The sequence below is a fragment of the Vibrio fortis genome, assembly GCF_024347475.1.
Taxonomy (GTDB): domain Bacteria; phylum Pseudomonadota; class Gammaproteobacteria; order Enterobacterales; family Vibrionaceae; genus Vibrio; species Vibrio fortis.
In genome coordinates, this window is the sequence record NZ_AP025487.1 from 904,103 (window position 1) to 923,580 (window position 19,478).

Consider the following 19,478-nt stretch of genomic DNA (forward strand, 5'->3'; position numbering starts at 1 on the left):
TAAGTACGAAAATAGGATTTGGTAATGGAACCTAGTGAAGATCAAAAGTTGGCAGACGAATGGGCTGCCGCACTTGGTGAAGATCCGTCGGCACCTTCGATTGATGTGGATGACGTGTTAGCGGCGCCATTGGATGAACTGACAGATTCATCCTCTCCAATCTCAGAAGATGAGCGTCGTAAGCTCGACACCATCATGGACATTCCGGTCACTATTTCTATGGAAGTAGGCCGTTCGCAGATCAGTATCCGTAACCTGCTGCAATTAAACCAAGGTTCAGTTGTAGAGCTAGACCGCATCGCAGGTGAGTCTTTAGACGTGATGGTTAACGGGACTTTAATTGCTCACGGCGAGGTTGTTGTGGTCAATGATAAGTTTGGTATTCGTTTAACCGACGTTATCAGCCAGACAGAACGCATTAAGAAGCTGCGTTAATGGCAGGGCGGACTCAAGCGCTGGTTGTGATGGGGTTAATGATGACCCCTTCTTATGCATTCGCTGCCGCGCCAGACCTCGATTTAGCGACCACATTTGGGTCGCTAATTTTGGTTATAGGCTTCATTTTATTTCTTGCTTGGCTGCTAAAGCGAATGCAAGTTCCTGCAATGACGAATCAGCAAGGGTTGTCGATCATTCGTCAAATTCCAGTAGGGACGAAAGAGCGTATCGCAATTGTTCAAGCGGGAGAAGAGCAGTTCTTAGTCGGTATTACCAGTCAATCGATTCAGCTAATTTCAAAGCTGGAAGAGCCTTTATCCAAAGAGATGTTGGAAAAAAATACTTTTTCAAATCAACTCTCTCAGTTAATGAAGAAAGATGCCAATAAGTAACGGATTTACTCACTCGACGAGTCAAAATTTCATCTCAGTTCTCACATCGGCATGTGCCACGCTCATGCTGGTGATGTCGCTATTTTTGAGCCAATCTGTTATGGCGCAAGCTGAAGATGGGACGATTCCTGCCAACATCGCGGGGTCGGAGTCTGTTACGGTCAGCACGATGCAACAAGACCAAGCATCAGCTCAAACCATTACTACAGGAAGCCTAACGGGTAACGGTGGAGGGATTCCAGCCTTTACCATGACCACCAATGCTGAAGGTGGCGAAGACTACTCGATAAACCTACAGATTTTGGCCTTGATGACCATGCTTGGCTTCTTGCCAGCTATGGTTATCTTGATGACGTCGTTTACCCGTATTGTGGTGGTGATGTCGATCTTGCGTCAGGCGATGGGTCTACAGCAGACGCCGTCTAACCAAGTGATCATTGGTATCGCAATCTTTTTGACCTTCTTTATCATGTCGCCAGTGATCAATCAGGTGAATGAACAAGCCGTTCAACCCTACTTGAATGAACAGATCAGTGCTCGACAGGCGTTTGATGTGGCTCAGGAGCCGATCAAAGCCTTCATGTTGAAGCAGACTCGAATCAAAGATTTAGAAACCTTTGTTCAAATTTCTGGAGCGGAAGTACAAAACCCAGAAGACGTATCGATGGCGATCTTGATTCCTGCGTTCATTACTTCAGAACTCAAAACCGCCTTCCAGATTGGCTTTATGCTGTTCTTACCATTTTTGATCATCGACCTTGTCGTTGCTTCGGTGTTGATGGCAATGGGTATGATGATGCTTTCACCAATGATCGTATCGCTACCATTCAAACTGATGTTGTTTGTATTGGTTGATGGCTGGAACTTAATACTCTCCACCCTCGCCGGCAGTTTTGCCTTGTAGCTGGGGGAAGCATGAATCCAGAGATATTTGTCGAGTTATTTAGGGATGCACTTTGGATGGTACTCATCATGGTGTGTGCCATTATTATCCCAAGTTTGTTGATTGGTCTGGTGGTGGCAATCTTCCAAGCCGCAACCTCGATTAACGAACAAACCCTAAGTTTCTTGCCCCGCTTGATCGTGACGCTTTTAGCCTTGATGCTATTTGCGCACTGGATGACGCAGATGATGATGGAGTTCTTTTTCGAACTCATTGAGCGTCTGCCACAAGTCTTGTACTAACGCCTATGGAATACCCGGCGTCCGTTGTTCTCGATTGGTTAGCAAACTATTTTTGGCCTTATACTCGTATCTCATCAATGCTGATGGTGATGACGGTAACCGGGGCACGCTTTGTTTCGCCTCGAATTCGCCTCTATCTTGGCCTTGCGATTACTTTTGCGGTGATGCCGGCTATTCCTGCGGTACCGCAAGACATTGAATTGCTCTCTTTTAAAGGCTTTTTGACCTTGTTTGAGCAAGTTTTGATTGGTATTGCGATGGGCATTGTGACCCAATTTATGATTCAGACATTCGTAATGCTGGGTCAGATTCTCGGTATGCAGTCGAGCTTAGGCTTTGCTTCAATGGTCGACCCTGCTAACGGGCAAAATACTCCGGTTCTTGGTCAGTTGTTCATGTTCCTAGCGACGATGTTCTTCTTGGTGACTGATGGTCATTTGAAGATGTTGCAGCTGGTTGTGTTTAGCTTTAAAACGTTGCCAATTGGCAGTGGCTCATTGACTGCGGTCGATTTTAGAGAGTTAGCTCTGTGGCTCGGGATTATGTTCAAAACGGCGCTCGCGATGTCATTATCTGGCATTATTGCACTACTCACGATTAACCTGTCGTTTGGTGTAATGACGCGTGCTGCACCACAACTTAATATCTTCTCGCTCGGTTTCGCGTTTGCGTTGTTGGTCGGTTTATTATTATGTTGGTATATCTTGGGCGGCCTATACGGTCACTATGAACTATTCTGGATGCAAGGCGAACAGCAAATATGTCGCTTGATCCGGTTGGATTGTTAGGTCGATAGACCCTAGTTAATAGTAGGAGGCTGAATTGGCAGAGTCAGACGGTCAAGAACGCACAGAAGAAGCCACGCCCAGACGCTTGCAACAGGCCAAAGAGAAAGGGCAGGTTGCAAGGTCAAAAGAGCTCGCGTCAGCGTCAGTATTAATTATCGGAGCCGTTGCTTTGATGTGGTTTGGTGAATCTATGGCCAAAGCACTTTTTGAAGCGATGCAGCGTCTGTTTACTCTTAGCCGTGAAGAGATTTTTGACACCACTAAACTGCTGGAAATAGCGGGTGGTGCAGTCGTGAATCTGCTGTTTCCGTTACTCCTAATCTTGGTCACTCTGTTCGTTGCCGCGGTGATTGGTGCTGCAGGGGTTGGCGGTATCAACTTCTCAATGCAGGCCGCGATGCCGAAGGCGTCTAAGCTCAACCCGCTTAGTGGTATTAAGCGGATGTTTGGTATGCAGAGCTGGGTAGAGTTGATTAAGTCGATCCTCAAAGTCGCTCTGGTATCGGGTATGGCTATCTATCTGATTCAGGCGTCTCAAGGCGACTTGATGCAGCTCAGCATGGATGTCTATCCACAAAACATTTTTCATGCTCTCGATATTCTGCTCAATTTCATTTTGTTGATCAGCTGTTCGCTGTTGATCGTTGTGGCTATTGATATCCCATTTCAGATTTGGCAACACGCTGACCAATTGAAGATGACCAAGCAAGAGGTTAAAGACGAATACAAGGATACGGAAGGTAAGCCGGAAGTGAAGGGGCGTATTCGTATGCTTCAGCGCGAAGCGGCTCAGCGTCGTATGATGGCGGACGTTCCACAGGCCGATGTTATTGTTACCAACCCAGAGCACTTCTCGGTAGCACTTCGTTATAAGCAAGACCAAGATAAAGCGCCGGTTGTTGTTGCGAAGGGTGTTGACCATATGGCGATGAAGATCCGTGAAGTCGCGCGTGAGCATGATATCTACATCGTGCCAGCACCGTCTCTTGCACGTGCCCTGTATCATACAACTGAGCTTGAACAACAAATTCCTGACGGCTTGTTTACGGCAGTCGCGCAAGTGCTTGCGTATGTTTTCCAGCTCAAGCAGTATCGTAAACGTGGCGGAGAGCGCCCGAAATTACAGCAATCTAATATGCCGATCCCACCTGAGTTACGTCATTAGATCAAATACTTGAGCTAAGTCGAGTGAATGCGGATAATGAGGGTTTACGAAATCAATGTCGTCATGAAGCAGTGTCGATAAATTGACGACTCGACACTGGTATGGTGTTTGCTATACCAATGCTGATTTGATAACCCTGATGTCGCCGCAATATGCAGCGGCATCAAAGATAGCGATGCAGTCCTGATTTATGAAATTCTCCCTACCTTTCTCGGATAAGCTACCCAAGCTACCAAACCGCGCGATGCCAGCTGTAGGTGCGCCAGTCATGGTCTTGGCGACGCTCGCTATGGTGATCTTACCGATCCCGGCTTTTCTACTGGATATGTTTTTCACCTTTAACATCGCGTTGGCCATGGTGGTGTTACTGGTAACGGTTTATACCCGTCGCCCGCTCGACTTCGCCGCTTTCCCAACTGTGCTTCTTATCGCAACGTTGTTAAGACTTGCGTTGAACGTGGCGTCTACGCGTGTGGTTCTTCTATATGGTCATGAAGGTGGCGACGCGGCCGGTAACGTTATCGAGGCATTTGGTAACGTAGTAATTGGTGGTAACTACGCCGTCGGTCTAGTGGTCTTCCTAATCTTGATGATCATTAACTTCATGGTTGTAACCAAAGGTGCGGGTCGTATCTCAGAAGTAAGCGCCCGTTTTACCTTGGATGCATTACCGGGTAAGCAGATGGCGATTGATGCGGACTTGAATGCGGGTTTGATTGACCAAGAGCAAGCGCGTACGCGTCGTTTTGAAGTGACCAAAGAAGCGGACTTCTATGGTTCGATGGATGGTGCGTCGAAATTCGTTAAAGGTGATGCCATTGCCGGTATCTTGATTCTGTTCATCAACATTATCGGTGGTTTAAGCATCGGTATGGCGCAATTCGGCTTAGGCTTTGGTGAAGCGATCGAGATCTACACTTTGCTGACCATTGGTGATGGTTTGGTAGCACAAATTCCGTCGCTATTGCTTTCGATTGCTGCTGCAATGATGGTGACTCGTCAGAACACCGATGAAGACATGGGGCAACAGCTGGTCTTCCAGATGTTCGACAACCCGAAGGCTCTGATGATCACAGCAGCAATTCTTGGTGTGATGGGTATTGTGCCGGGCATGCCTCATTTTGCGTTCTTGACTCTAGCGATTGCAGCAGGGGCAGGCGCGTACCTCATTGATAAAAAGCAGAAGCAAAAGGCCAAAGAACCAAAATTGCCAGCGGCGATGGAGCCAGGTGGCGAAGCGCCAGCCCAAAAAGAGCTGTCATGGGATGATGTTCAGCCTGTAGATACGATTGGGCTAGAAGTGGGTTATCGCTTGATTCCTTTGGTGGACAAAGATCAAGGTGGCGAGTTACTTGAGCGTGTTAAAGGGGTGCGCAAAAAGCTATCTCAAGACTTTGGTTTCCTAATTCCTGCGGTTCATATTCGCGACAACCTTGAGTTAACGCCAAATAGCTACCGAATCACATTAATGGGTGTGGCGGTGGGTGAAGCCGAGATTAAACCGGACATGGAGCTGGCGATTAACCCAGGACAAGTCTACGGCATGATTGATGGTGAGCCCACTATTGACCCAGCCTTTGGCCTAGAAGCAGTTTGGATCCGTGAAGAGCAGCGTGAACACGCACAAGCCCTTGGTTACACCGTAGTCGATTCCTCTACGGTATTGGCGACGCACTTGAGTCAGTTGTTAACTAACAATGCATCACAGCTACTTGGTCACGAAGAAGTACAAAACCTATTGGAGATGCTTAGCCGTTCTGCACCTAAGCTGGTGGAAGGCTTTGTACCTGACCAACTGCAATTGGGTGTGGTGGTTAAAGTGCTTCAGAACCTGCTTAATGAGGCGATCCCTATTCGAGACGTTCGAACGATTGTACAAACATTGGCGGAGTATTCTGGAAAGAGTCAAGAACCCGACATTCTTACCGCTGCAGTTCGTATCTCTCTGAAACGACTAATTGTGCAGGAAATCAATGGTATAGAGCCAGAATTGCCTGTAATAACGCTCATTCCTGAACTGGAACAAATCTTGCATCAAACCATGCAGGCATCCGGTGGTGAATCTGCAGGAATTGAACCTGGTTTGGCCGAGCGTCTTCAGACCTCGCTAAGTCAGGCAACCCAAGAGCAAGAGCTTAAAGGAGAACCAGCGGTACTGCTTACCTCTGGTGTATTGCGATCAACATTAGCCAAGTTTGTTAAGAACACGATCCCGAGCTTACGAGTCCTCTCTTATCAAGAGATTCCAGACGAAAAGCAGATCCGAATTGTACAAGCTGTTGGAAACTAATCCGCGTAATTAGAACGGACTATTGAATTGAAAATTAAACGATTTTTTGCAAAAGATATGCGAACAGCGTTGCTCCAAGTTAAAGAAGAACTTGGTTCCGATGCTGTGATCATGTCTAACAAAAAGGTCGCAGGTGGCGTTGAGATCGTTGCAGCTATTGATGGTGAGTCCAATCAACCAGCAGCGGCGCCACGACTTAACAAGCCTCAGCCTACGCAGAGTCAGTATACGCAAATGGCCGCACCGAAATCGGGTCAGCGTCAGCTTGATGACGACCGAGTGAGCATTGGTGGTTCAGGCTCAGAGAGCGGCCGTTCAATGACCAAGCGCTTTGCGAACATGCTTAAGCAATACAGTCACGGTGCAGAGGAAGAGCCTCAACATCGTGCTGAAAATGAAGATTCGTTATCTGCATTGCTGAACCGACAAGCGGGCAGCAAACACAATGTTGATTCAGCGTTCTCTTCTCATGAGTCTGGTCTTGCTAAGTTAATTGCAGAAGATCGCCGTGTTGAGCGTCCACCACATCGTTTGGATCCAACTCGATACGATCGCGGGCGAGAGCCAGAATCTTCACGTAACTCTGATTCCGAAATGGAGACGATGCGTGAAGAGATGACCTCGATTCGTCGTCTGCTTGAACATCAAGTCTCTGGGCTTATGTGGCAAGAGGTAGAGCGCCGTGAGCCGCTGCGAGCGATGTTGATCAAGCGTCTTGAGCGTATGGGCGTTTCTCCTGAGCTTGCTGACCAAATGGCTTGTTACATCCCAGAAGACACTAAACCAGCGCGCGCGTGGAAAGCTCTGTTAGCGCTGGTGGCTGATCAGATCTCAGTCACCCAGAAAGATATTCTTAAGCGTGGTGGTGTTGTCGCTCTGTTAGGGCCAACGGGTGTCGGAAAAACCACAACCGTTGCGAAGCTCGCTGCTCGAGCGGCAATGGAATACGGTGCAGACAATGTCGCACTGGTTACAACCGACACTTATCGAATTGGTGCACATGAGCAACTCTCCATATATGGAAGAATTATGGGTTGTCCCGTAAGAGTTGCTAAAGATTCTAAAGAATTGGCCGATGTTATATATCAACTGCGTAACCGTCGCCTAATTCTGGTTGATACTGCAGGCATGGGGCAACGAGATGTTCGCCTGTCTGAGCAGTTAGATACACTGATGCAAGAGAGTGGTTCCGTGATTCACAGTTACTTGGTGTTGCCAGCAACAGCGCAGCGCAAAGTTCTGCAAGAGACGATTGAACACTTTAGAAGAATCCCGCTGTCGGGATGCATCCTGACTAAGCTCGATGAGTCGCTAAGTTTGGGTGAATTCATCAGTGTAGTAATACAAAATGCATTGCCAGTTGCGTACATCGCAAATGGTCAACGAGTTCCTGAAGATATCGTTATCGCTCAACCGAAGTACATGATTGCTAAGGCGAACGAGCTACTCGAGAAATCGACAGAGAATGAACCTCATTACTGGAATAGCGATTCTGAAGGACTCTAGGCGGCGGATAAATATGACTGAAAATATGATACATGACCAAGCTAGCGGCCTCCGTCGCTTAACCAAGCCTTCTTTGACCAAAGTTATTGCGGTAACCGGTGGTAAAGGTGGTGTGGGTAAATCTAACGTCACTCTTGGACTGGCAATCTGTATGGCTCGCCAGGGCAAGAAGGTAATGGTACTGGATGCCGATTTAGGTCTGGCGAACGTGGATATCATGCTGGGTATTCGTTCAAAACGAAACCTAGGCCACGTATTGGCGGGCGAGTGCGAACTTAAAGACGCGATTGTGGAAGGTCCACACGGCATTAAGATTATCCCTGCGACATCGGGTACTCAAAGTATGACTGAGCTGTCGCACGCACAACACGCTGGTCTGATTCGAGCGTTTGGTACGCTTGAAGACGAAATGGATGTCTTGCTAATCGATACGGCAGCTGGTATATCTGACATGGTTGTGAGCTTCTCAAGAGCAGCACAAGACGTCGTTGTTGTCGTTTGTGATGAACCAACGTCGATCACTGATGCATATGCCTTGATTAAGCTTTTGAGTCGTGAACATCAGGTTCAACGATTCAAAGTTGTCGCAAATATGGTCAGAAGTTACCGTGAAGGCCGAGAATTATTTGCAAAATTGACGCTTGTCACAGAGCGTTTCTTGAATGTGAGCCTTGAACTCGTAGCATGTATACCTCTAGATGATAAAGTACGTCAATCAGTCAAGAGACAGAAAATCGTAGTGGATGCGTTCCCACGCTCTCCAGCTGCGTTAGCAATTAGCTCATTGGCGAATAAAGCGTTAACTTGGCCGATTCCGAAAACACCAAGTGGTCACTTGGAGTTTTTCGTGGAGCGTCTGTTAAATCGCAGTACATATGCAGAGGAACCATTTGGTGAATAAAGCGCTTACCTACAACCAACGCGGAAACCTCGATGGGCAGCAAGCCTTTTTCGAGAAGTATTCTGTGCTGGTTAAACGTATCGCTCATCACTTGTTGGGGCGATTGCCGCCTAATGTATTGGTGGATGACTTGATTCAAGCTGGTATGATCGGCTTGATTGAAGCACAGCAGAACTACGATGGTTCAAAAGGTGCGAGTTTTGAAACTTACGCTGGTATTCGAATTCGTGGTGCAATGCTGGATGATATCCGACGAGGCGACTGGGTGCCGAGATCGGTTCATAAGAACAACCGCGAAATCAGCAATGCGATTGCTGAACTTGAAGCGACTTTGAACCGAGATCCAAGCGATTCTGAAGTCGCGAAGCACATGGGACTGACTTTAGAGCAGTATCACAGCGCTTTAACGGATATAAATTGTTCAAAGTTGGTTGGAATCGAAGATTTAGGCGTCTCAGATGATGTAATATCTCCGAATGAAGACTCTCAAGATAACTTACCTTTTCAGGGAGTTGCTGATGAGTCGTTTCGACAAGCTTTGATCGATTCAATAAAACAACTTCCAGAAAGAGAAGGGTTAGTCCTATCTCTTTACTATGACGAAGAACTCAATTTAAAAGAGATTGGGGAAGTATTAGGTGTCAGCGAATCTCGTGTCAGCCAGATATTGAGCCAATCTATGCAGCGTCTGCGCACTAAATTAAGTGCTTGGACACAGAACGACTAACAACACTGATTTTTATTCAGTGGAGGCTAATTTGAACAAAAACATGAAAATTCTCATTGTTGATGATTTTTCAACGATGCGCCGTATTGTTAAAAACCTACTTCGTGATTTAGGTTTCAACAACACTCAAGAAGCAGATGACGGTCTAACCGCACTTCCTATGCTGAAAAAAGGCGAATTTGATTTCGTGGTAACTGACTGGAACATGCCTGGAATGCAAGGTATCGACTTGCTGAAACACATCCGTGCTGATGCTGAGCTGAAGCACTTGCCTGTACTTATGATCACAGCAGAAGCGAAACGCGAACAGATCATTGAAGCAGCGCAAGCGGGTGTAAATGGTTACATTGTTAAGCCTTTCACTGCTGCAACGCTAAAAGAAAAACTAGATAAGATTTTTGAGCGTTTATAAGCCTCAAGAAGAAAGATTTAGGCGCTTCTAGGGAAGCAATAACTTTTTGGTTTCCCGTTTTTCCCATAGATGATTGAAGCGTCGTAGTATATGCGGAGTAAGGCCGAACTCAGGATGATTTCATTAGAACAAGCAAAAAAATTAGTAGAGCTGCTTGAAAACGATGAGCAGCAACAAGCTGATTCTCTTGTTAGAAGCATGTATGAAGAGAATGTTAGTCTTCAAGACAACCCAATGCTTCAAGAAATAGGTTCTCTGACCCGCGATCTCCATGACTCTTTGACACAATTCAATTTCGATGAGCGCATTAGCGTTATCGCAAATGATGAAATCCCAGATGCTCGGGATCGCCTTCAATATGTCATTGATAAAACGGAAGTCGCTGCAAATAAAACGATGGACGCAGTCGATCGTTGTATGCCAATCGCAGACAACCTACACGAGTGTTTACTTCAAGTAAGGCCTCAATGGAATGAACTGATGCATGGCCGCATTGAGCTGGCACAATTTAAAGCTTTATGTCACCGCATTGATGGATTACTTGTTCAGGTAGAAGGTGATAGCACCGAACTGCGCGGACAACTGACTGAAATCTTGATGGCTCAAGACTTCCAAGATCTAACTGGCCAAATCATTGGTAAAGTTATCACTCTTGTAAATGAAGTCGAAGGCCGTTTAGTAGAGATCCTAACCGCATTTGGAGCGGATCAAACTAGCCAAAATAAAGAGACCGATAAGAAAGCGGCAACCGCACCTGAAGGGCCAATCATGAACCCTGAAGAGCGAGAAGACGCAGTGGCATCTCAAGATGAAGTCGATGACTTGTTATCCAGTCTTGGATTTTAAAGGTAACGTATGAGCTACGAATTAGACGAAGACATTCTTCAGGACTTTTTAGTCGAAGCGGGTGAGATTCTTGAACTACTTTCTGAACAGTTAGTAGAGCTTGAGAATAACCCTGATGATAAAGATCTACTAAATGCTATTTTCCGAGGTTTCCATACCGTGAAGGGTGGTGCAGGCTTCCTTGCACTTACTGAACTGGTAGACACCTGTCATGGCGCCGAGAATGTGTTCGACATTCTAAGAAATGGCCAACGTAGCGTAACGGCAGGCTTGATGGATACTATGCTTCAAGCTCTGGACACCGTTAACGTGCAGTTCCAAGCTGTTCAAGATCGAGAGCCTCTAGAGCCTGCAGATCAATCTCTGCTGGATGAGTTGCATCGTCTATGTAAGCCAGAATCAGAGGACGAGGTGGTTGCTGCTCCTGCACCTGCAGTTGAAGCGCCAGCACCCGTTGTTGAGCCTGTTGTGACTCCTGAACCGGCTGCGCCAGTTGAAACTAACATCAATGCATCATCAGTAGATGAAATCTCTCAAGATGAATTCGAAAGATTATTGGATGAACTGCATGGTAAAGGTGGTTCACCAACAGCGGCAACAGTAGAGGCGACACCGCCTCCAGCTCCTGCTGCTCCAACACCAGTAGCGGATAGCGGCGATATCACTGACGATGAGTTTGAAAAGCTGCTCGACGAGCTGCACGGTGCAGGCAAAAGCCCATCTAATGCGAGCGCGCCACCACCACCTCCGCCAGCCGCGCCGGTTGCCCCTGTTTCTGCAAGTGCAGATGGTGACGATCTGATGACGGACGAAGAGTTTGAAAAGCTGCTCGATCAACTGCACGGCTCTGGTAATGGACCATCAGCAGAAGAGTTAGATGCCGCGACCAAACCAGCGGAAGTTAAACCAGCTCCGACCCCAGTAGCGACAGCGCCTCAGCCTGTTGCAGCACCGGCAGCGGTACAAACACCTGAACCAGTTGCGCCAGCGCCTGTTAAATCAGAAGCAAAAGCGCCAGCAGCGAAGAAACAACAAGCTGAAGCGACTGTGCGTGTTGATACCTCAACACTTGATACCATCATGAACATGGTTGGTGAGCTAGTGTTGGTACGTAACCGCCTAGTGAGCTTAGGTTTAAACAGTAATGACGAAGAAATGTCGAAGGCTGTTTCAAACCTAGACGTTGTTACTGCAGACCTACAAGGTGCAGTAATGAAAACGCGTATGCAGCCAATCAAGAAAGTGTTTGGCCGTTTCCCGCGCGTTGTACGTGACTTGGCTCGTAGCCTTAAGAAAGACATTGTACTTGAGATGCGTGGTGAAGAGACCGATCTCGATAAGAACCTAGTAGAGGCTCTTGCGGATCCATTGATTCACTTGGTTCGTAACTCAGTTGACCATGGTATTGAGATGCCAGAAGCACGTGTTGCTGCTGGAAAGTCTCGTACTGGTAAAGTGATTCTATCTGCTTCTCAAGAGGGTGATCATATCGAACTGGCTATCGTTGATGATGGCGGCGGTATGGATCCAGATAAGCTTCGTGCAATTGCGGTGAAACGTGGTTTGATGGATGAAGATGCAGCATCTCGTCTAACAGACAAAGAGTGTTTCAACCTGATCTTTGCACCGGGCTTCTCAAGTAAAGAACAAATTTCAGATATCTCTGGCCGTGGTGTAGGTATGGACGTAGTAAAAACTGCGATCAACACGCTGAATGGTTCAATCGATATCGACTCAGAAATGGGTAAGGGAACGAAGATCACCATCAAGGTTCCACTGACACTAGCGATCCTACCGACACTAATGGTTGGTGTTGCTGGTCACCCATTCGCACTGCCATTGGCATCAGTAAACGAGATCTTCCACTTAGATCTAAGCCGTACCAACGTGGTTGATGGTCAGTTGACTATCATCGTTCGTGAAAAATCGATCCCGCTGTTCTATCTACAGAACTGGTTAGCGCCAAAAGCAGGTATCGTCGAGCTACGTAAAGGTCATGGTCATGTCGTTATTGTACAGCTAGGAAGCCAACGAGTTGGTTTTGTGGTTGATACTTTGATCGGTCAAGAAGAAGTGGTTATTAAGCCTCTAGATAATTTGCTACAAGGCACGCCAGGTATGGCGGGAGCGACGATCACGAGTGATGGTCATATCGCTCTTATCTTAGATGTACCAGATCTACTGAAGCAGTACGCAGCAGCGTCTAGAATTTAATTTAAGGATAAATATGGCGATTAAAGTATTAGTCGTTGATGATTCGAGCTTTTTCCGTCGTCGAGTAAGTGAGATCATCAATTCAGAGGCGCGCCTAGAAGTCATTGATGTTGCCGTAAACGGCAAGGAAGCGGTCGAAAAAGCCAAAAGGCTAAGACCAGATGTCATCACAATGGATATTGAGATGCCAGTTATGGACGGTATTACAGCCGTCCGTGAAATCATGGCGGCAACACCGACGCCTATCCTAATGTTCTCTTCGCTGACTCATGATGGCGCGAAGGCAACGCTGGATGCGTTGGATGCTGGCGCATTAGATTTCTTACCGAAAAAGTTCGAAGATATTGCTCGTAACCGTGACGATGCAGTTTCATTGCTACAGCAGCGAGTGATTGAGATTGCATCAAAGCGTGCACTACTAAGACGCACAGCTTCGATTTCACGCCCAGTGACTCCAGTTGCGTCAACAGTGACACCAGCGACTTCGTCATTGCGTCAACCGGCTGCTCCAGCTAAACCTGCCGCAGCTAAGTTCCGCGCATCGGGTAAAAAGTATCAATTGACTGCAATTGGTACTTCGACCGGCGGTCCAGTAGCACTACAGAAAATTTTGACGCGCATCCCTGCGAATTACCCACACCCTATTGTGTTAATTCAACATATGCCGGCGACATTTACGGCAGCCTTTGCAAGCCGTCTGAACACCTTGTGTAAGATTGAAGTACGCGAAGCCCAAGATGGCGACATCTTGAAGCCAGGCGTTGCTTACCTCGCACCAGGTGGCAAACAGATGATGATTGATGGTCGCCCAGGTTCTGCTCGACTGCGTATCATTGATGGCGGCGACCGCATGAACTACAAACCTTGTGTGGATGTGACTTTCGGTTCTGCAGCCAAGATCTACGCTGACAAAGTACTGTCTATGGTACTGACAGGCATGGGAGCTGATGGCCGTGAAGGTGCGCGCATGCTGAAATCTGCGGGCTCAACTATCTGGGCTCAAGATGAAGACAGCTGTGTGGTGTATGGCATGCCTCAAGCGGTTGCTAAAGCGGGCATTTCAACTGAAGACCTTCCTCTTGAGCGTATTGCTGAGAGAATGTTGGTCGAAGTTGGTTTAGCTTAGGTAGCACATCATGATTGTTTGGAGTGTTGCAAACCAAAAAGGTGGTGTTGGTAAAACCACAACAACCGTAACCTTAGCTGGGCTTTTGAGTCAAAAAGGTCATCGTGTTTTGTTGGTAGATACCGACCCACATGCATCACTGACAACGTATCTGGGTTACGACTCAGATACGGTTGAATCCAGTTTGTTTGATCTGTTTCAGTTGCGTGAGTTTACGCCTGAGACAGTCACCCCTCTGACTTTGCAAACCGAAGTTGAGGGTATTGATATCATTCCTGCACATATGTCTTTGGCTACCTTAGACAGAGTGATGGGAAACCGCAGTGGTATGGGCTTAATTTTGAAGCGCGCACTGGCGGCGGTAAAAGATGAATATGATTACGTGTTGATCGACTGTCCACCGATCCTTGGTGTGATGATGGTGAACGCGTTAGCGGCAAGCGATCGCATCTTGATCCCGGTACAGACAGAGTTCTTGGCAATGAAAGGCCTAGAGCGAATGATTCGTACCCTGACAATCATGCAGAAATCACGCAAAGCACCATTTAAGGTGACGATTGTTCCTACTATGTACGACAAGCGCACCAAGGCGTCGCTGCAAACATTGACGCAATTGAAGCATGACTACCCGAATCAAGTGTGGACATCAGCCGTACCGATTGACACTAAGTTTAGAGATGCGAGTTTGAAGCGTTTGCCTGCGTCTCACTTTGCATCCGGTAGCCGTGGCGTATTTGCTTATAAGCAGTTGCTTATCTATCTCGAGAGGCTGGGTATTAATGAGCTCCAGTAAAGATTCAGTCATCGAGCAAGCCAGTTTATCGAGTGAACAAGCACTCGATGATTATTTCACGGCGTTACTTGACGAAAGCTTTGAAACTGAAGAGATTTCGGTTGACGCTGAAGTCGACGAACAACAAGCTAAAGAGCCAGAGCCAGAGCCAGAGCCAGAGCCAGAGCCAGAGCCAGAGCCAGAGCCAGAGCCAGAGCCAGAGCCAGAGCCAGAGCCAGAGCCAGAGCCAGAGCCAGAGCCAGAGCCAGAGCCAGAGCCAGAGCGAAAATTGGCTGAATATTCGAGTTACTCTGAGATTCGCTCAGCTGAGTTTGAAGTCCCAAATTTGGAGGACGTTCAAAAGCTACTGAGCCAACTAGAGTCGACAAATATCGTTGAAGAGTTAAATCTCGACGACTTGATGGATCAGAACACACAACAAATTGCGCTCCATTCGACGACCACTGTCGATGTGGCGACTGAAACGGAATTGGCACCAAAGATGGAAATGGCTTCGCCATCTCTTGAAATTGAAACGCCAGAGCCGCCTGTTGCCGAGCTGCAAGTTGAAGAAGAGATTCAAAGTTGGGACATCGAAGAGCCCGTTTTTGAAAATGTAGCTGAACCAGAGCCTCAAGTGTTCACTGAACCGGTATATCAGCCAAGTGTTGAAGCCGTTGAAGAGACGGTGACTGTTCAGGAAGATTTGGAAACTGTTAAGCAAGAAACTGAGCTAGAAACTCAAGCGGGTGGAGCCAGTAGCTTCACGTCGTGGGAGAGCACGGTTCGTAGCGAAGATTTCCAAGTACTCTACTTTGATGTGAATGGTGTGACATTTGCTGTTCCATTGGATGAACTTGGTGGCATACACCGTTTAGAAGAGCTGAGCCATCTAATTGGTCGCCCAGCTTGGTATTTAGGCCTTCAATCTAATAGAGATAGTCAATTAGATGTGGTCGATACCGCAAAATGGGTGATGTCTGAGAAGTTAACCAGTGACGAATACAAAGAAAACTATCAATATATAGTGATGCTTGGTGAGAGCATGTGGGGACTGGCGAGCACAGAGCTCAAAGGTACCGAGCTCTTAAATACAGATAAAGTACGCTGGCGAGAAATGGCGGGTAAACGTCCATGGCTCGCGGGTATGGTTAAAGAAAAAATGTGTGCTTTGATTCATGTTGAAGCATTGATCGCCATGCTAAATGCAGGGTTAGATGTAAAAGCATTAGATTAATAATAGTGAGCCGGTAACGGCGGCAAGAGGATTGAATATGTCTCAATTGAGTGAAGTTGAAGTAAGAAAAGATCAAATCAATGATGAAGTACTTCAATGGGTGACATTCCAACTTGAAGAAGAAACTTACGGCATCAACGTAATGCAGGTGCGTGAAGTTCTTCGTTATAGTGAGATTGCTCCAGTACCAGGTGCTCCGGACTACGTACTAGGTATTATTAACCTACGTGGTAACGTTGTAACAGTTATCGATACGCGTTCACGTTTTGGCCTAATGCAAGGCGAGATCACTGACAACACTCGTATCATCGTTATCGAATCTGAGCGCCAAGTAATTGGTATCCTAGTTGATAGTGTGGCAGAGGTTGTTTACCTTCGTTCTTCTGAAATCGATACTACGCCAAGCGTTGGTACTGATGAAAGTGCTAAGTTCATCCAAGGTGTAAGCAACCGTGACGGTAAGCTTCTGATCCTTGTCGATTTGAACAAGCTACTAAGCGAAGACGAATGGGATGAGATGGCTCACCTGTAATGTTTGAAGCGCTGCCTTTAAGCCCAGCCGCACTGATTATTGGGGTTGGGTGTTTTACGCTATTTATTGTTGTGCTGCTGGGCAAAGTGAAAAGTGTCCTACAAAAGCAGCTCGACCACTCTCGCGCGCAAGTTCGTAGCTTGGAAAAAGAACTCCAAAAATCGAGCAAGCAGTTGCTAGAGGTGCGCTCTGTTGTGGTTGGCCTTGGCCAAAAAGTGACAGAGCAAGAAGATGTTATTAAGCATCTAAATGAGCGTATTGTTGAGTTAGAGCATGCCGACACTGACGGAAGACTCTATACTCGTGCGACTAAAATGGTTCAGCTTGGTGCTGGAATTAACGAGCTGATCGAAGAGTGTGAACTGCCAAAAGCGGAAGCTGAGCTAATGATGTCTCTACAGAACAAATTAGCGGGCAAAGAAAAAATCCCATCTCTTCGTAGTAATCCATCATCTTATGATGAGCAGCCTAAGTCTTACGACCGCCGCAAGCCGCCACGTCGCTAAAATAAGTTAAGCGCGAAATCGCGAATCTAAAAAAGAAGCTCAGGCTTCTTTTTTTGTATTTGATGTTTATGCATTGTGAAATCTTACTTATAGAACGCTGTGTCTAAGTGTTTGTATCTTTGAGATATTATGCTTTAAACATAAAATGTGTAAATTTTGACACAGCGTTAACAGTTTCTTACTGAGTTTGTTCTTTCGCAAAGACCTATTCCTGTTTTGTCACCATAATGGTGTGCTACTATACCCCTCTTATTATTGGACCTATATTTCCTATGTTAGAAGTCTCAAATTTAACCGCTATTCGTGACGAAAGAGTTCTCTTTGAATCTTTGTCTTTTCAACTCAAAGCTGGCGAACTCGTTCAGGTTGAGGGAAGAAATGGTACCGGCAAGACGACACTACTTAGGATCATCACCGGATTAGGCGATCGAGACGAAGGCACCATTTCATGGGATGGCCAGTCAATTGAGTCCAATCGCGATGCTTATCATCAAAATCTTCTGTTTCTTGGACACCAAACCGGTGTTAAACGAGAGCTAAGTGCTTATGAGAACTTGAGCTTTTACCAATCCATTCATAGTGGTAAGGCGAGTAAAGAAGAACTTTACAGTGCATTGGCGCAAGTGGGTTTAGCTGGTCGAGAAGATGTACCCGCGGGGCAGTTGTCTGCTGGTCAGCAACGACGTGTAGCATTAGCTCGCCTGTGGTTAAGTAAGCAGATGCTGTGGATTTTAGATGAGCCGTTAACGGCAATCGACAAGCAAGGTGTGAAAGTTCTCGAGAATTTATTTTCACAGCATGCAGATAACGGCGGAATTGTGCTACTAACAACGCACCAAGATATGTTCGCTGATAGCCCGAAACTAAGAAAAATAAAGCTGGGTGAATAATATGATCGCTTCAATGACAATGATTATCCGACGTGAACTACTTATAGCGTTTCGTCGTCAGGCCGATATTTTCAACCCTTTGTGGTTTTTTATTATCGTTATCACCTTGTTTCCATTGAGTATTGGTCCAGAGCCTAATCTTCTAGCTCGCATCTCTGCGGGTATTGTTTGGGTCGCAGCTCTGCTATCGGCACTGCTCTCATTAGAGCGACTATTTCGAGACGATTTTCAGGATGGGGCACTAGAACAGATGATGCTCATGCCCATCCCGTTGCAGTTGGTAGTATTGTCCAAGGTCATAGCACACTGGTTATTGACTGGTTTACCATTAATTTTAATTAGTCCGCTTTTGGCCGTTCTGCTATCGCTGGATTTCGATACATGGCTCTCGGTTGTGTTGACCTTAATGATAGGGACGCCCGCGTTGAGTTTTATTGGTGCTATCGGTGTTGCACTGACGGTTGGGCTGCAAAAAGGGGGCGTGCTACTGAGCTTGCTTATCCTGCCGCTTTACATCCCAATTTTGATCTTTGCGACCTCTGCGATTGATGCCGCAGCACTGGGTGTTGCGTATAACGGTCAATTGGCTGTGTTAGGCGCGATGCTGATGGGTGCGATGACGTTAACACCATTTGCTATCAGTGCCGCCTTACGTGTGAGCGTGAACTAACTAAATAGATTTTGGTGTGAACTAATTAACACCATTGGACTCCTAGAGTCGCCATACGGAAAGCAACCGTAGATAAATTATAATAACTATAGCTTTAACAGCTGTAAGTAATATGAAGTAAGAGTGAGATTACAACATGTGGAAATGGCTCCATCCCTACGCCAAAGCGGAAACCTCTTATCAGCTTGCTGGTAAGCTTCTGCCATGGTTCTCAGTTCTAGCACTAGTGTGTCTATCCGTTGGTACCGTTTGGGGGCTTGCATTTGCGCCTTCTGATTACCAGCAAGGTGATAGCTTTAGAATTATCTACATTCACGTTCCATCAGCAATTTGGTCGATGGGTGTGTACATGTCTATGGCGATTGCTGCGTTTATTGGCCTAGTGTGGCAAGTGAGATTGTCTGACATGGCTTCACTGGCAATGGCTCCGATTGGTGCCGTGTTTACCTTTATTGCGCTATTGACTGGTGCGGTTTGGGGTAAGCCAATGTGGGGTGCTTGGTGGGTTTGGGACGCACGTTTAACTTCAGAACTGATCTTACTATTTTTGTACTTGGGCGTTATCGCTCTGCACCACGCTTTTGATGATCAGAAAACAGCGGCAAAAGCAGCAGGCATTCTTGCTATTGTCGGTGTGATTAACCTACCTATTATTCACTTCTCAGTAGAGTGGTGGAATACACTGCACCAAGGTGCAACGATCACTAAGTTCGATAAGCCATCGATCTCAAGCGATATGTTGTGGCCACTGCTTCTTAATATTTTCGGTTTTGCATTCTTCTTCGGCGCCGTCACTATGGTTCGTTTCCGTAACGAAATCATCAGCAAAGAAGGTCATCGTCCGTGGGTCCGCAAACTAGCGGCAGAAAAAGCGTAATCGG

Annotated in this window: 21 protein-coding genes; all 21 read left to right on the top strand. The window is 46.7% G+C overall.

Annotated elements, in window-relative coordinates; all coding sequences use genetic code 11:
* The first annotated feature begins 24 nt into the window (after positions 1–24).
* The 21 genes from fliN to OCV50_RS04200 all read left to right on the top strand — a co-directional run bounded on the left by fliN (position 25) and on the right by OCV50_RS04200 (position 19,474).
* The gene (gene fliN / locus OCV50_RS04100) at positions 25–435 is read left to right on the top strand and encodes a flagellar motor switch protein FliN (protein WP_004739851.1); all 411 of its coding nucleotides are present in this window, start codon (positions 25–27) and stop codon (positions 433–435) included.
* Positions 435–830 carry a flagellar biosynthetic protein FliO gene (gene fliO, locus OCV50_RS04105; protein WP_239842553.1) on the top strand — a complete coding sequence of 132 codons (396 nt, stop codon included), beginning with the start codon at positions 435–437 and terminating at the stop codon, positions 828–830. The genes fliN and fliO overlap by 1 nt, the downstream gene beginning before the upstream one ends.
* A 64-nt stretch (positions 831–894) precedes the next feature.
* A complete protein-coding gene (gene fliP, locus OCV50_RS04110) occupies positions 895–1,734 on the top strand; it encodes a flagellar type III secretion system pore protein FliP (protein WP_390905142.1) in 840 nt (279 codons plus the stop codon).
* Positions 1,735–1,745: 11 nt separating this feature from the next.
* Positions 1,746–2,015, top strand: coding sequence for a flagellar biosynthesis protein FliQ (fliQ, locus tag OCV50_RS04115; RefSeq protein WP_004739854.1), 270 nt, complete (start codon positions 1,746–1,748; stop codon positions 2,013–2,015).
* A gap of 5 nt (positions 2,016–2,020) precedes the next feature.
* Positions 2,021–2,803: a flagellar biosynthetic protein FliR gene (gene fliR, locus OCV50_RS04120; RefSeq protein WP_032549653.1), complete on the top strand. Its 783-nt coding sequence runs from the start codon at positions 2,021–2,023 to the stop codon at positions 2,801–2,803.
* A gap of 34 nt (positions 2,804–2,837) precedes the next feature.
* On the top strand, positions 2,838–3,968 hold the full coding sequence (gene flhB / locus OCV50_RS04125) for a flagellar biosynthesis protein FlhB (RefSeq protein ID WP_261903766.1): 1,131 nt from the start codon (positions 2,838–2,840) through the stop codon (positions 3,966–3,968).
* A 190-nt stretch (positions 3,969–4,158) separates the two neighbouring features.
* Positions 4,159–6,258: a flagellar biosynthesis protein FlhA gene (gene flhA, locus OCV50_RS04130; RefSeq protein WP_261903767.1), complete on the top strand. Its 2,100-nt coding sequence runs from the start codon at positions 4,159–4,161 to the stop codon at positions 6,256–6,258.
* A 27-nt stretch (positions 6,259–6,285) separates the two neighbouring features.
* Positions 6,286–7,764: a flagellar biosynthesis protein FlhF gene (gene flhF, locus OCV50_RS04135; protein WP_239842548.1), complete on the top strand. Its 1,479-nt coding sequence runs from the start codon at positions 6,286–6,288 to the stop codon at positions 7,762–7,764.
* Positions 7,765–7,777: 13 nt separating this feature from the next.
* Positions 7,778–8,665 (top strand): MinD/ParA family protein, encoded by an 888-nt coding sequence (locus tag OCV50_RS04140; RefSeq protein WP_032549648.1) that lies wholly within the window; start codon positions 7,778–7,780, stop codon positions 8,663–8,665.
* Positions 8,658–9,392 (top strand): RNA polymerase sigma factor FliA, encoded by a 735-nt coding sequence (locus OCV50_RS04145; RefSeq protein WP_239842547.1) that lies wholly within the window; start codon positions 8,658–8,660, stop codon positions 9,390–9,392. Before OCV50_RS04140 ends, OCV50_RS04145 begins: the two co-directional genes overlap by 8 nt.
* Before the next feature lie 43 nt (positions 9,393–9,435).
* Positions 9,436–9,804, top strand: coding sequence for a chemotaxis response regulator CheY (gene cheY / locus OCV50_RS04150; protein WP_008218307.1), 369 nt, complete (start codon positions 9,436–9,438; stop codon positions 9,802–9,804).
* A 114-nt stretch (positions 9,805–9,918) separates the two neighbouring features.
* A complete protein-coding gene (locus OCV50_RS04155) occupies positions 9,919–10,650 on the top strand; it encodes a protein phosphatase CheZ (RefSeq protein WP_239842546.1) in 732 nt (243 codons plus the stop codon).
* A 9-nt stretch (positions 10,651–10,659) separates the two neighbouring features.
* Entirely contained in the window at positions 10,660–12,864 is a 2,205-nt protein-coding gene (locus OCV50_RS04160; RefSeq protein WP_261903768.1) for a chemotaxis protein CheA, read from the top strand.
* A 13-nt stretch (positions 12,865–12,877) separates the two neighbouring features.
* On the top strand, positions 12,878–13,990 hold the full coding sequence (locus OCV50_RS04165; protein ID WP_261903769.1) for a protein-glutamate methylesterase/protein-glutamine glutaminase: 1,113 nt from the start codon (positions 12,878–12,880) through the stop codon (positions 13,988–13,990).
* A 10-nt stretch (positions 13,991–14,000) separates the two neighbouring features.
* Positions 14,001–14,783, top strand: coding sequence for a ParA family protein (locus OCV50_RS04170; protein ID WP_261903770.1), 783 nt, complete (start codon positions 14,001–14,003; stop codon positions 14,781–14,783).
* Positions 14,770–15,999, top strand: coding sequence for a chemotaxis protein CheW (locus OCV50_RS04175; protein WP_261903771.1), 1,230 nt, complete (start codon positions 14,770–14,772; stop codon positions 15,997–15,999). The genes OCV50_RS04170 and OCV50_RS04175 overlap by 14 nt, the downstream gene beginning before the upstream one ends.
* Before the next feature lie 37 nt (positions 16,000–16,036).
* The gene (locus tag OCV50_RS04180; protein WP_239842542.1) at positions 16,037–16,531 is read left to right on the top strand and encodes a chemotaxis protein CheW; all 495 of its coding nucleotides are present in this window, start codon (positions 16,037–16,039) and stop codon (positions 16,529–16,531) included.
* A complete protein-coding gene (locus tag OCV50_RS04185) occupies positions 16,531–17,037 on the top strand; it encodes a DUF2802 domain-containing protein (protein ID WP_150871466.1) in 507 nt (168 codons plus the stop codon). Before OCV50_RS04180 ends, OCV50_RS04185 begins: the two co-directional genes overlap by 1 nt.
* Before the next feature lie 272 nt (positions 17,038–17,309).
* Positions 17,310–17,927, top strand: coding sequence for a cytochrome c biogenesis heme-transporting ATPase CcmA (gene ccmA / locus OCV50_RS04190; RefSeq protein ID WP_239842540.1), 618 nt, complete (start codon positions 17,310–17,312; stop codon positions 17,925–17,927).
* A 1-nt stretch (position 17,928) separates the two neighbouring features.
* Positions 17,929–18,597: a heme exporter protein CcmB gene (gene ccmB, locus OCV50_RS04195; protein ID WP_261903772.1), complete on the top strand. Its 669-nt coding sequence runs from the start codon at positions 17,929–17,931 to the stop codon at positions 18,595–18,597.
* 136 nt (positions 18,598–18,733) lie between these two features.
* Positions 18,734–19,474: a heme ABC transporter permease gene (locus OCV50_RS04200; protein ID WP_150871471.1), complete on the top strand. Its 741-nt coding sequence runs from the start codon at positions 18,734–18,736 to the stop codon at positions 19,472–19,474.
* The last annotated feature ends 4 nt before the right edge of the window (positions 19,475–19,478 follow it).

Bases quoted from the DNA above. Each gene is read 5' to 3' on its own strand.
- OCV50_RS04165 (WP_261903769.1), top strand. From the start codon at position 12,878: ATGGCGATTAAAGTATTAGTCGTTGATGATTCGAGCTTTTTCCGTCGT.
- fliR (WP_032549653.1), top strand. From the start codon at position 2,021: ATGGAATACCCGGCGTCCGTTGTTCTCGATTGGTTAGCAAACTATTTT.
- fliQ (WP_004739854.1), top strand. From the start codon at position 1,746: ATGAATCCAGAGATATTTGTCGAGTTATTTAGGGATGCACTTTGGATG.
- OCV50_RS04160 (WP_261903768.1), top strand. From the start codon at position 10,660: ATGAGCTACGAATTAGACGAAGACATTCTTCAGGACTTTTTAGTCGAA.
- fliO (WP_239842553.1), top strand. From the start codon at position 435: ATGGCAGGGCGGACTCAAGCGCTGGTTGTGATGGGGTTAATGATGACC.
- ccmB (WP_261903772.1), top strand. From the start codon at position 17,929: ATGATCGCTTCAATGACAATGATTATCCGACGTGAACTACTTATAGCG.
- flhA (WP_261903767.1), top strand. From the start codon at position 4,159: ATGAAATTCTCCCTACCTTTCTCGGATAAGCTACCCAAGCTACCAAAC.
- OCV50_RS04155 (WP_239842546.1), top strand. From the start codon at position 9,919: ATGATTTCATTAGAACAAGCAAAAAAATTAGTAGAGCTGCTTGAAAAC.
- fliP (WP_390905142.1), top strand. From the start codon at position 895: ATGCTGGTGATGTCGCTATTTTTGAGCCAATCTGTTATGGCGCAAGCT.
- OCV50_RS04170 (WP_261903770.1), top strand. From the start codon at position 14,001: ATGATTGTTTGGAGTGTTGCAAACCAAAAAGGTGGTGTTGGTAAAACC.
- cheY (WP_008218307.1), top strand. From the start codon at position 9,436: ATGAAAATTCTCATTGTTGATGATTTTTCAACGATGCGCCGTATTGTT.
- ccmA (WP_239842540.1), top strand. From the start codon at position 17,310: ATGTTAGAAGTCTCAAATTTAACCGCTATTCGTGACGAAAGAGTTCTC.
- OCV50_RS04200 (WP_150871471.1), top strand. From the start codon at position 18,734: ATGTGGAAATGGCTCCATCCCTACGCCAAAGCGGAAACCTCTTATCAG.
- fliN (WP_004739851.1), top strand. From the start codon at position 25: ATGGAACCTAGTGAAGATCAAAAGTTGGCAGACGAATGGGCTGCCGCA.
- OCV50_RS04185 (WP_150871466.1), top strand. From the start codon at position 16,531: ATGTTTGAAGCGCTGCCTTTAAGCCCAGCCGCACTGATTATTGGGGTT.
- OCV50_RS04180 (WP_239842542.1), top strand. From the start codon at position 16,037: ATGTCTCAATTGAGTGAAGTTGAAGTAAGAAAAGATCAAATCAATGAT.
- OCV50_RS04140 (WP_032549648.1), top strand. From the start codon at position 7,778: ATGACTGAAAATATGATACATGACCAAGCTAGCGGCCTCCGTCGCTTA.
- OCV50_RS04175 (WP_261903771.1), top strand. From the start codon at position 14,770: ATGAGCTCCAGTAAAGATTCAGTCATCGAGCAAGCCAGTTTATCGAGT.